We start from the raw sequence: 10,750 nt of genomic DNA, 5'->3' as shown, positions 1-10,750 counted from the left end.
CTGGAGGGGGGGGGCGCCCCACCCCCCCCCCCCCCCCCCCCCCCCACCCCCCCCCCCCCCTCCCCCCTCCCCCCTCCCCCCCCCCCCCCCCCCTCCCCCCTCCCCCCCCCTCCCCCCCCCCCCCCCCCCCCCCCCGGCAACGCATCTGGACGCGTTGGCGCTGCTGTTGCGCAACGTAGACGACAAGTGACGCAGCGTGCTATATTCGCAATAATATAACGAAATCGAATTGAAAACCCATGATGTCCTCTATATTTCGCACCTTGACGATGGCCGGCGCGCTCGCCGCCTGCGCGCCGGGCTGCGCCCATGACGCCACGGCGCCGGCCGCGGCAAGCCCAAGCGTCACCGTGTCCGGCGCCGTCGAACGCAAGCTGACGCTGCGCGCCGACGACCTACGCGGCTACCCGCCGCGGCAAATCAGCGAGCTGCAACTGCCCGGCCGCAACGGCGCCGACGCGGGAAAACCGGTGCGTGTGCGCGGCGTGCGCCTGCGCGACATCCTGGAACAGGCCCAAGTCGTCACGCGCGACCACCATACCGTCAAGAAACTGGCCGTCATCGCCACCGCCGACGACGGCTACAAGGTGATCTTCTCGTGGAGCGAGCTGTTCAATTCGCAGGTCGGCGACGACGTGCTGGTGCTGTTCGAACGAGACGGCAAGCCGCTGGGCGCCGACGAAGGCCCGCTCGCGCTGATTTCAGGCAAGGACAAGCGTACCGGTCCGCGCCACGTGAAATGGCTGCAAGCCATCGAGGTACGCCAGATCGTCGAATGACGCCTGGCCGGCGGCTGTTTGCCTTATGATGCGAGGCCGCCCGCTTTAGGCGCCTTGAAGCTGGTATCGGGCAGCGGCACGCAATGACGCGTCAACGGCCGGATAAGCGCTTAAAGGTAGCACCTTGGATCAACTACAACAGGGCTTTCTCCTCACCCGCCACTGGCGCGACACGGCCGCCGGCACGGACGTCGAGTTTTGGCTGGCGACCGACGACGGCCCGCGCCACATCCGCCTGCCGGCGCAGTCGTCGGTGGCCTTCATCCCGGCCGAGCAGCGCGAGCTGGCGGAAACGGTGCTGCGCGGCGACCGCGCCTCCGAGCTGCGCCCGCTGGCCCTGAACGATTTCCACCACCGTCCGGTGCTGGGCCTGTATTGCCGGCAGTACCGCCAGTTGCTCAGGCAGGAAAAACGCCTGCGCGAGGTCGGCGTCGACGTCTACGAGGCCGACGTGCGTCCGCCCGAGCGCTACCTGATGGAGCGCTTCATCACCGCGCCGGTGTGGTTCGGCGGCCAGCCCGGCCCCGGCGGCAAGGGGCCGCTGCTCGACAGCCAGCTGAAAGCGGCCCCCGGCTACCGCCCGACGCTGAAGCTGGCCTCGCTGGACATCGAAACCACCGCCCACGGCGAGCTGTATTCGATCGCGCTGGAAGGTTGCGGCCAGCGCCAGGTCTACATGCTGGGGCCGCCCAACGGCGGCGACGAGGCGCTCGACTTCGACCTGGAGTACTGCGACAGCCATCCACACATGCTGGAGCGGCTGAACCAGTGGCTGGAGCGGCACGACCCCGACGCCATCATCGGCTGGAACCTGGTGCAGTTCGACCTGCGCGTGCTGCGCAAGCACGCCGAGCGCCACCACATGCCGCTGCGCTTCGGCCGCGACGGCAGCGCCATGGAATGGCGCGAACACGGCGGCAAGCAGCAACACTTCTTCGCGGCCGCCGCCGGCCGCCTGATCATCGACGGCATCGAAGCGCTCAAGTCGGCGACGTGGAATTTTTCCTCGTTCAGCCTGGAAAACGTCGCGCAAACCCTGCTCGGCGAAGGCAAGTCGATCGACAACCCCTACCAGCGGATGGCCGAAATCGACCGCCGCTTCGCCGAAGACAAGCCGGCCCTGGCGCGCTACAACCTGAAAGACTGCGAACTGGTCACGCGCATCTTCGCCAAGACCGAACTGCTGACCTTCCTGCTCGAACGCGCCAGCGTCACCGGGCTGGCGGCCGACCGCAGCGGCGGCTCGGTGGCCGCCTTCGAGCACCTGTACATGCCGCTGATGCACCGCCAGGGCTATGTCGCGCCCAACCTCGGCGACGTCGTCGGCGAAAACAGCCCCGGCGGCTACGTCATGGAGTCGCGCTCCGGCCTGTACGACTCGGTTCTGGTGCTCGACTACAAAAGCCTGTACCCGTCTATCATCCGCACCTTCCTGATCGACCCGGTCGGGCTGGTGGTCGGCACCCGCGACGCCAACGCCGACGACGCGGCGAGCGTGCCGGGCTTTCGCGGCGGCCGCTTCGCGCGCGACAAACATTGCCTGCCGGCCATCGTCAAGCAAATCTGGCAGGGACGCGACACGGCCAAGCGCGAACACAACAAGCCGCTGTCGCAGGCGCTGAAAATTATCATGAACGCGTTTTATGGGGTGCTGGGGTCCGACGGCTGCCGCTTCTTCGACCCGCGCCTGGCGTCCTCGATCACGCTGCGCGGGCAGGAAATCATGCACCGCACGCGCGAGTTGATCGAAGAACAAGGCTACCAAGTCATCTACGGCGACACCGACTCCACCTTCGTCTGGCTGAAGCACGCCCACTGCGAGGAACAGGCGAGCGAAATCGGCCTGGCGCTCGCCAAGCATGTCAACCAGTGGTGGGAGCGGCACCTGCGCGAGGAATTCGACCTCGACAACGCCCTCGAACTGCAATTTGAAACCCACTACCGGCGTTTCCTGATGCCGACGATACGCGGCTCCGAGCTGGGCAGCAAAAAACGCTACGCCGGCTTGATCAACAAGCCCGACGGCAGCGAGGAAATGGTCTACAAGGGCCTGGAAACGGTGCGCAGCGACTGGACGCCGCTGGCGCAGCAATTCCAGCAAACGCTGTACCAGCGCATCTTCAAGGGCGAGCCCTACCAGGACTACGTGCGCGACTACGCCAACCGCACCGCCGCCGGCGAGCTCGACGCGCTACTGGTTTACCGCAAACGGCTGCGCCGCCCTCTCGGCGACTACGAGCGCAACGTGCCGCCGCACGTGCGCGCCGCGCGCCTCGCCGACGACTACAACCGGCGGCAAGGAAGACCGCTGCAATACCAAAACGGCGGCTGGATACGCTACGTCATGACCACGGCCGGCCCGGAACCGCTGGAAGTCCAGCGTTCGCCGATCGACTACCACCACTACCTGACGCGGCAATTGCAACCGGTGGCGGACGCCATCCTGCCCTTCCTGCGCGACGACTTCACCACCCTGACCAGCCAGCAACACAGCCTGTTCTAAATACGCGCACAAGAAGCAGGCGTGGGGTCGGCTTAGCGCAGCGCAAGCCGAGCTTCGTTGGCGCGTCCCCGTGCCCGGACCACAGCCGCGCCGAGGGGGACTTCAAGCAATCGTCCGGCGCCGCACGACATACCGTTGTCTGGATCGTGTTTGTAGTGGATAATTATGCCCATGAACGATACCACCACCCTCCCCCCTTTGCCTGACCGCCTCTCAGTCGATCCACGCAGCCCGCACCACGTCGCCGCCGTGTTCGAACACGACGTCGGCATTAAAATCAACGACAAAGAACGTTTAGACGTCGAGGAATACTGCATCAGCGAAGGCTGGATCAAAATAGCCTCGCTGAAAGCGGTAGACCGCAAGGGCAAGCCCCTGCTGATCAAACTGACCGGCCGAGTCGAAGCGTTTTACAAATAAATCCCTGCCGCTGACGCGCATCCAACGCAGATCCACGTCTTGCAATAGTCGCTTAACATCCTGGCACGAGGCTGACGGAGAACCGTCCAAGCCGCCAAGCTCGTGCCAGCGATTACAACATTTACTTCCCCTTCACAAACGCCTCCACCTCATCGAGCGTAGGCCCGAGCCGGCGCAACGGCACGGCGATCGATCCGACCAGGGTGGTATGGCTGACGCCGTCGAAATAACGCTCGGTGACGGCGACGCCGTTTTCGCGCAACTTGCGCGCCAGACCACCGGTGTTACGCTTTGGATTCACCAGATCGTCGTTGACCGGCGCAATCAGCAAGGTGCGCGGCGCGGACGCGCTGACATGGCTCACCGGCTGCGAATCCAATGGCGTGTTCGGAAAATGGAAAACCGGGCGCGTCGTCTTGTTTTCAATGGGAATAAAGTCATACGGCCCGGCCAGGCCGATCAATCCACTCAACATCGACGGTTTCATGCCGAACTTGGCCAGGCGGCGCGGGTCCAGCGCCACCATGGCGGCGTTATACGCGCCGGCGCTGTGGCCCATCACAAACAAACGAGCCGGGTCGCCGCCATAGCGCGCAATGTCGCGCGCGGTCCACGCCACGGCGGCGCTGGGGTCGTCGAGCAGGGTCGGATAACTCACCTCGGGATACAGTCGATAGTCGGGAACGACGGCGATGATGCCGCGCGAGGCCAGCGCCCGCCCGACAAATGCGTAGTCGGCGCGGTTGCCGTCGACCCAGTTGCCGCCGTAAAAGAAGACGACGACCGGGGCCGTGCCGTCGACGTGTTCGGGAAGATAGATATCGAGTTTATTGCGCGGACCGGCAGCGTAGGCGACGTCTTTGCTGCTGCGCGTGTCGCCCGCCGGTGACAGCGCGTTCAGGACGGTGATCGGCGAGCAGGCGGTGACGGCGCAGACAGCGACGGCCATCAGGGCCAGGACGCTCAAGGCGGCGGGGATTGTATTCATTTTGTGCCGGTAAATGGAGGATGCACGATTATATCGGCGCGCTGTGTCCGGCGGCCAAGCTTACTTAACGACAGGCAAAAAAATGCCGCCGGGATCACCCACCGGCGGCGCTGTTTGCGAGCCGGGTAGACTCGCTGCGGGAATCATCGAAAAATTAGAACGAGAATGATGATCAAAAGGATAGTGCCGGCGCCAATGTACATGGTAAATCTCCTGTGAGTGAATGATAAAAGTACAGCGTCGAGCGGCCAAAAAAGGCTGTGTTCGCCGTATCGATGTTGCAGTGACGCGCTTGCCGCCAACAATTACAAAGGCGGATCTTGATAGGCTTTGGTGCCGTAATAGGCATGCAACTCACTGACCCAAGCTGCATCGCTCATGTCCGGCCAGGCATCCTTTGCAAATCCTGGCGCGTTGACCAGATGTTCTTTCTCGACGTTCAGGAGGAAGCGCTCGTTGATGGTGTCGAGGACCAGGGCCGTCCATGGCACCGCGAATAATTTGTCGCCCATGCCCAGGAATCCGCCGAACGACATGACCGCGTAGGCCACTTTTCCGGTACGCATGTCGAGCATGATTTCCTTGATTGCACCCAGGTCGACGTCTTCATGATTGAAGACCGCGTTGCCGATCAAGGTATCGGCGCCCATCAAATGCGGACCCGGGCCTTGGTGGTTTGTATAGATGCCGAAAATGTCTTTTTCTAAATAGCTCATGTGGAATCTCCTGTAAGTGCCCAAGAGTAAGCCGCTGCGCCGAGCTAGTCCGTACGGCGCCGAACATATGGAGGTTTTGTCGCGATTCGCCCGAGCGGGGGGGCTATTTCACATCCGGGCGCAATCGGGCCTGGCCCGAACGCGGGACTTGCCCCAGCCTCCGCCTTCAGAGGCAAACGCTGTCCGTGGTTTTGGTGGTAGAAGGACGGCCGGTGGCGCTGATCCGCACCACGCGCTGCTGCGTTCCCACGCTGGGAGTGGCCCGACAGACCGTCAGCGATGCCGCCGTCGCACCAGTGCCGCTGGGCTCGAACGTAATACTGCGTAATCCACCGGCCTCGGTAATTTTCCAGCCCGCCTTGGCGGCGCGCTGGTACTCGATCACCAGCGTACCGCTGCCGGCGCTATCGCAAGCGACTTGGTCGGAGGTGCTGCATGTCACCAGCCAGCCCTGTTCCCAGCCGCCGCTGCCGCAACTGGCGCCGTCGGCCGACACGCACAGCGACACCGGCGCGTTGCGCTTGATTGCTTCGCTACGCGCCAGCATGGTGCTCGCCATCAGATTGTTCGCGTACTGCGTCGCGGTCGAATTCATGATCATACCGTTGTAGGCGGGCGTCGCCGCTGCCAGCAGGATGGCCAGGATGGCGACCGAGACCATCAGTTCGACCAGCGAAAATCCGCTGGGCGCGCCCAGTTGCCCGCCGCGGCGCAGACGGTTCGGACTCATTTTTGCAAATACCAGTAGACCCTGCGTTTGGAATTCGACTTGATCAAGCCGCTAGGAACACCGTTTTCCTGCGACTGGATCGACGATTCGGTGCTGCAGCCGATACAGATCGATTTCTTGGTGGTGCAGTCCCTGTTGATACAAACGTCGATTTTTTCCGGCGGCGGCGGCAAACCACCGCCGGTGACGACCGCGTTGCAGGTGGTGCCGGGCGTGGGCGCCGCGTCTGTCACGCCAAGGTTATAGACGTGGGTGGTGCCGAGGTTCGACGCGCAGGAACCTGCCACCGGCACAGCCGGCATGTGGGTGGAGAACGTTGTCACCCCAAACCGGGTGGAAGCCGGCGTCACCACTTTTTCAGTTGCGCGCAGCCCCAGCATCCATCCCTTGCCGGTGGCGACGCCGCCGGCGCCGAGGCCGCAGGTTCCGCTGGCGGTGCCGGCGCTGGTGAGCGAATTGAGGCAGATCAAAGACTGTCCAGGGCAATTGACGGCAGCTTCGGCCGGCAACCAGCCCGTGTCGGACGGTTTGTCCTTGATTTTGAAAAAATAGTCGACCACCGCCGAGGTGTGCGGGAAATAGGCGCCGCCGAGCGGTTTTTCACGGTCACCCGAACCCACATACAGGCTGTAGCTGCCGTCGGACTCGGGAACGACGCTGGGCGCGAACATGAATTTTCGGTTGTCGGTGCAGCTGGCGGCGGTGCCGCAACCGAGCGAAGCGATCTTCAAAATAGTCCACGACGCCGGCGCCAGCGTATCGATGGTGACGCGGTAAATATTACCGCCGAGGTCGGCGGCATAGGCGTACTTGGCGTAGCCCCCCGGACCCGGGACGATCTTGACGTCGCCGACGACGCCGCGATCGGTGTTCAGCGACACCAGCACCGCGCCGGTAGCGGCGTCCAGCACATAGATCTTGTGGCCTTTCGAGGCGCTGGTGCAGGTGTTCTGATCGGCGTCTTCGCACTCGTCGTAACCGCCGCCCATAATCAGCATCGGCGCGGCGCCGCCGAAATAGCCGCTGGCCCTGACCGGCTGTGGCGACGACCAGGTCTGGCCCATGCCGGCGGTGCCGGTGGTGCAACTGGTATCGGCGCTGCCGGAGCAGCCGCCCTTCCACTTCAACGACGGGCTGGCCGCGATCGACACGTCGAAAGAATACACGGCACGGCCACCGCGCCGCATGCCGGCGTAAATCCACGTGGTCGCGCCGGTTTTATAAGCCGAAATCGGGCCGTCGATGCCGAACGGCTTCGCGCTGCCGCTGACGACGCCGCCGACTGGCGGGGTGACGCTGACGTTCGGCGAATTGTTGCGTAAGCGCTTAACGTTGCCGATAAACTCGGGCGGCATGAACGCCCACAGCTCCGCGCCGGCGTCGGCCGAGCCGTTCGCGGCGGTTTGGTTGCCGTTGATCGCGTGAAGCATGCCATCGTTGCTGCCGTAAAACACCACCACGTTCGAGCCGTAGCTGAGTGCGAGCGGGTTGGAGTGGATGACGTCGCTGTGCGCCGACGGCCGCATCTCCGTCGTTGTCTTCGACAAGTCGCCATCGACGTTCTGTCCGCGCGCCCACTGGATCAGGGTATCGCGTTCGGCGCTGTCGGCCGCGCCCAGCGCGGCGGTACTGACGTTGGTGCTATTAAAGTCGAGCAAGGCGTTGCAATTCGTTGCCGAGCAGGTCTTCACCACGCGCGAGGCGGCGCTCTGCGCGCGCAGCACGTAGCCGGCAGCCCCCTTCTCGACGATATTGCCGTCGGGGCTGTTCGACTGCGCGTACAGATCCGCCGCCGAACCGGGCGGCGGAATGCATTTTCCCTTCGGATCGTTCACCCAATACGCGTCCGGGCTGCTTTTGGACGGCGTCCAGTAACTGCGCGCGCACTCCGAGATGAAGCCGGTTTGGGTGTTGATGGCCGGGGCGGAATCGGCATCGACGAGCGTGCTTGCAGCGCCCAGCTGGTATTGCTTCAGGTTGCCCATCCAGCGCGGCTTGGAATCGGGGTCCGGACGGAACATGCCGACGTAGAGCTGGTTGAGGTAGGCGCCCTGGACGTTGGCGCTGGCCGGCAAGCTCACCGCCGCGAACACGCTGTTCACCGATTGAATCTTGGACAAGGCGTCATTGATCGAGCTGGCAATGGCCGCGCTGCCGCCGACGCTGCTGACGGCGGTGTAGTTGCTCAGGCCCGACATGCTTTTGAGCAGCGCCGTCCAGCCCGGCCCCTGGCCGCTGGCGCCAGGATCGACGTCAATGGAATAGGTGACGATTTGGAAAGTGCTTTTTTTCATGAAACGCGCCCATTCGTCGCTCGGATTGCTTTGCGAGCCACTCGGCGAAATAGGGATCTGCGCGACCGCGTTGGTGCCGGCGGTGCCGCCGCCGGCGGCGGAAGAGAGCAAGCCGTTGGCGATCGTATCTTTGCTGCTGCTTTCCTGATTGGGGCCGTTACTGATATAGATGATGTAATTCTTGGCACAACTGCCCGACGCCACCGGCGACAGGTAGTTGGCCGCGCCGAAGGAGCTCAGGGCATTGCCGCCGAGCGCGTAAATGGCCGTGCTTTGGCTGGTGCCGCCCACGTTGCCGAGATAGTCGGTCTTGGTTTTTTGATTGCCCGAATAGGCGGCGCCGCCGGAGAAGTAAGCGTAGGCCTCGGCCATGGAAACACCCGAAGCGCCCGAGTTGCCCTTGTCGGCAAGCTTGTCGAAGCTATTCACCAGCGCTTCATACTTGAGCTTGTTGGCGCCGTTCATGGTACGGATGGCCGCCCGCACATAGCCGCCGGCTTGGCCGCCGTTGCCGCCGCCGCTTTCGGTGGCCAGCATAATACCGATATTGAACTTATTGACCGGCAGGTTGTGCAAGGTATTGGCCAGCGCGGCCATCTCGTTGGTGAAGGCATTGTTCCAGTTTGCCGTGTTGTCGATAATAAACAACACGTTCGGCAAGTCGGCCGCCACCGTGCTGCCGAGATTGGTATACAGGTCCAGGTCGGTCGCCGACGTGGCCAGAGGTAGCGCAAGCAGTGCCGTCGCCAGTACGCCTTGAATCAGGGAATGCGTCATGTTGATTTCCTATAACTGGGTCAGGCACAAGGCGAGCCGGGAGCCGGCGGACAGGCGGCGTTGCATTGCGCCTGTGAGATCGATCTGCCGATTCCTTGGCGGATGCGCACGCGCGTGCCGCTCGTCCCGGTTGCGGTAGCGTCCAGTTCCCAGACGACGTTGTAGACGGTCGAGACGGTCGGCGCACAGATCGTCAGCCCTTCCGCGTTGGTTGGGCATTCACTGTCAGGCGGCCTGGGCAAGCTCGTGGGTGCGGCCCTGACGCATACCGGCATGGCAATATCGACAACGTAATCCTGGGTGCCGTTGTTGTCGATATCAATGCTGAACTGGTCGGCCGAGGGCGGCGTGCCGAAATCCCAGGACCCGACAACCTGTTCCATGGCCTTGTTGGCGGCGGCGATCGCCTCGTTGCGCGACTGCATATTGTTGACCGCTTTCAAGTTTGTCGAGCTGAAACGAAAGGCCGTCGTCACCATCAGCGTGATCAGTATCAGCATGATCAAGCCCACCACCAGGACGGCCCCGCCCTGCCTGGCCCGCATTGAGGAATGTTTCATTGCGGCGTCTCCCGCCGGCTTGAAATGGTTGTCAGACGGACCGTGGTGCTGAACAAATGGCGCTTGTAATGGTCGTTGAACGGACCGGCCAGGCTGGCCGCCGGGCAACTACCGTCGGCCGCGATACTGGTCAGGCAATAGGTTTTGCTATCGGTGTAGTCCGGGCTCGGTTCGGTGTTACGCACCAGCACGAACAACTGGGCGGCAACGACGTTGGCCAGTTGCGCTACCGTGCACGGCGCGGCGGTGGTGCAGCGCACGAAGCGGTCGGGATTGCCGTCGCCGCGGTTGGTGGGCAGGGAATTGCGGGAGGCGTCGGCGTTCAACACGCAGGTGGACGGATCGACTTTGGCGACCGCCGCCGTGTAGTCGACCGCCGTGCCGAGGCCACAGCGCGACACGACGTTGTCGATGCCCAGTTCGACGGCGAAGCGCTCGATGCCCTCAACCAGCGCTTCGGGGGCCTGGTGCGCCAGCGCCGGCGCGCCGGCGGGGTCGAACACCGAGCGCACCAAGGTCGGCACGCCATCGCCGGCGGTGTGGGAATAGTCGCGCACGTAGTACATCGTCGAGACAAACTTGCGTTTGCTTGCCAACGGTGCGGCCGAGCAATCGGCGCCGCGGCCGTGCAGCGTGAAGTTACTCGTTGCCAGCAAATGTTCCACAATGGTGTAGGTGGTGGTGGCGTCCGGCGTCGTGGTCCAGGCCGACGCCACCGTTGCCACGGCGGTGCCGCCGTTGTAGCTGGAAACCACCCGGCTTTGGCCGGCGCCGGTGCCACCGGTAGTGCGTATGGTCATGCCGCTGTAGGCGTTGTCGGTCGCCGACGTCGTCGTCGTATCGGACGGCAGCGCCAGCGCGATGGTCAGGGTGGTGTTGCCGCTCGCCCGGGCGGTGCCGGCGGGGGCGGCAACAAACAAAGAGGTCTGGAAACAACGCCTTCCGGGCGTGTTGGGGTCGCAGGTTGCCTCCCCCAGTGATTC

Annotated in this window: 9 protein-coding genes and 1 pseudogene; 4 read left to right on the top strand and 6 right to left on the bottom strand. The window is 63.7% G+C overall.

Annotation, left to right across the window (positions count from 1 at the left end; genetic code table 11):
* The 4 genes and pseudogenes from ACFDR9_RS25250 to ACFDR9_RS25235 all read left to right on the top strand — a co-directional run.
* Window positions 1-190 (top strand): annotated as a pseudogene (locus tag ACFDR9_RS25250) (hypothetical protein); the annotation flags it as partial.
* 49 nt (window positions 191-239) lie between these two features.
* Window positions 240-779 (top strand): molybdopterin-dependent oxidoreductase, encoded by a 540-nt coding sequence (locus tag ACFDR9_RS25245; protein WP_409032743.1) that lies wholly within the window; start codon window positions 240-242, stop codon window positions 777-779.
* 124 nt (window positions 780-903) lie between these two features.
* Entirely contained in the window at window positions 904-3,282 is a 2,379-nt protein-coding gene (locus tag ACFDR9_RS25240; RefSeq protein WP_409032742.1) for a DNA polymerase II, read from the top strand.
* A 171-nt stretch (window positions 3,283-3,453) separates the two neighbouring features.
* Window positions 3,454-3,702 carry a DUF3297 family protein gene (locus ACFDR9_RS25235; RefSeq protein WP_026132719.1) on the top strand — a complete coding sequence of 83 codons (249 nt, stop codon included), beginning with the start codon at window positions 3,454-3,456 and terminating at the stop codon, window positions 3,700-3,702.
* Window positions 3,703-3,823: 121 nt separating this feature from the next.
* Here the strand turns inward: ACFDR9_RS25235 and ACFDR9_RS25230 are convergent, their stop codons facing one another.
* The 6 genes from ACFDR9_RS25230 to ACFDR9_RS25205 all read right to left on the bottom strand — a co-directional run bounded on the left by ACFDR9_RS25230 (window position 3,824) and on the right by ACFDR9_RS25205 (window position 10,687).
* Window positions 3,824-4,690 (bottom strand): alpha/beta hydrolase, encoded by an 867-nt coding sequence (locus tag ACFDR9_RS25230; protein WP_409032741.1) that lies wholly within the window; start codon window positions 4,688-4,690, stop codon window positions 3,824-3,826.
* A gap of 305 nt (window positions 4,691-4,995) precedes the next feature.
* Window positions 4,996-5,406 carry a PRC-barrel domain-containing protein gene (locus ACFDR9_RS25225; protein WP_409032740.1) on the bottom strand — a complete coding sequence of 137 codons (411 nt, stop codon included), beginning with the start codon at window positions 5,404-5,406 and terminating at the stop codon, window positions 4,996-4,998.
* Between the two features lie 166 nt (window positions 5,407-5,572).
* On the bottom strand, window positions 5,573-6,136 hold the full coding sequence (locus ACFDR9_RS25220; protein WP_409032739.1) for a GspH/FimT family pseudopilin: 564 nt from the start codon (window positions 6,134-6,136) through the stop codon (window positions 5,573-5,575).
* Window positions 6,133-9,207, bottom strand: coding sequence for a pilus assembly protein (locus ACFDR9_RS25215; RefSeq protein WP_409032738.1), 3,075 nt, complete (start codon window positions 9,205-9,207; stop codon window positions 6,133-6,135). Before ACFDR9_RS25215 ends, ACFDR9_RS25220 begins: the two co-directional genes overlap by 4 nt.
* 20 nt (window positions 9,208-9,227) lie before the next feature.
* Complete coding sequence (locus ACFDR9_RS25210; protein WP_026132722.1) at window positions 9,228-9,767, bottom strand: hypothetical protein; 540 nt, start codon at window positions 9,765-9,767, stop codon at window positions 9,228-9,230.
* The gene (locus tag ACFDR9_RS25205) at window positions 9,764-10,687 is read right to left on the bottom strand and encodes a PilW family protein (protein WP_409032737.1); all 924 of its coding nucleotides are present in this window, start codon (window positions 10,685-10,687) and stop codon (window positions 9,764-9,766) included. The genes ACFDR9_RS25210 and ACFDR9_RS25205 overlap by 4 nt, the downstream gene beginning before the upstream one ends.
* Window positions 10,688-10,750 lie beyond the last annotated feature (63 nt).

Source organism: Janthinobacterium sp. CG_23.3, assembly GCF_046115965.1.
In the GTDB taxonomy this organism is placed as follows: Bacteria; Pseudomonadota; Gammaproteobacteria; order Burkholderiales; family Burkholderiaceae_D; genus Janthinobacterium.
Note: the sequence above shows the minus strand (reverse complement) of the source record. Positions and strands in the feature narration are given on the sequence as shown.

Coding starts and splice junctions, on each gene's coding strand:
- ACFDR9_RS25245 (WP_409032743.1), top strand. CDS start 240: ATGATGTCCTCTATATTTCGCACCTTGACGATGGCCGGCGCGCTCGCC.
- ACFDR9_RS25235 (WP_026132719.1), top strand. CDS start 3,454: ATGAACGATACCACCACCCTCCCCCCTTTGCCTGACCGCCTCTCAGTC.
- ACFDR9_RS25230 (WP_409032741.1), bottom strand. CDS start 4,690: ATGAATACAATCCCCGCCGCCTTGAGCGTCCTGGCCCTGATGGCCGTC.
- ACFDR9_RS25225 (WP_409032740.1), bottom strand. CDS start 5,406: ATGAGCTATTTAGAAAAAGACATTTTCGGCATCTATACAAACCACCAA.
- ACFDR9_RS25220 (WP_409032739.1), bottom strand. CDS start 6,136: ATGAGTCCGAACCGTCTGCGCCGCGGCGGGCAACTGGGCGCGCCCAGC.
- ACFDR9_RS25215 (WP_409032738.1), bottom strand. CDS start 9,207: ATGACGCATTCCCTGATTCAAGGCGTACTGGCGACGGCACTGCTTGCG.
- ACFDR9_RS25210 (WP_026132722.1), bottom strand. CDS start 9,767: ATGAAACATTCCTCAATGCGGGCCAGGCAGGGCGGGGCCGTCCTGGTG.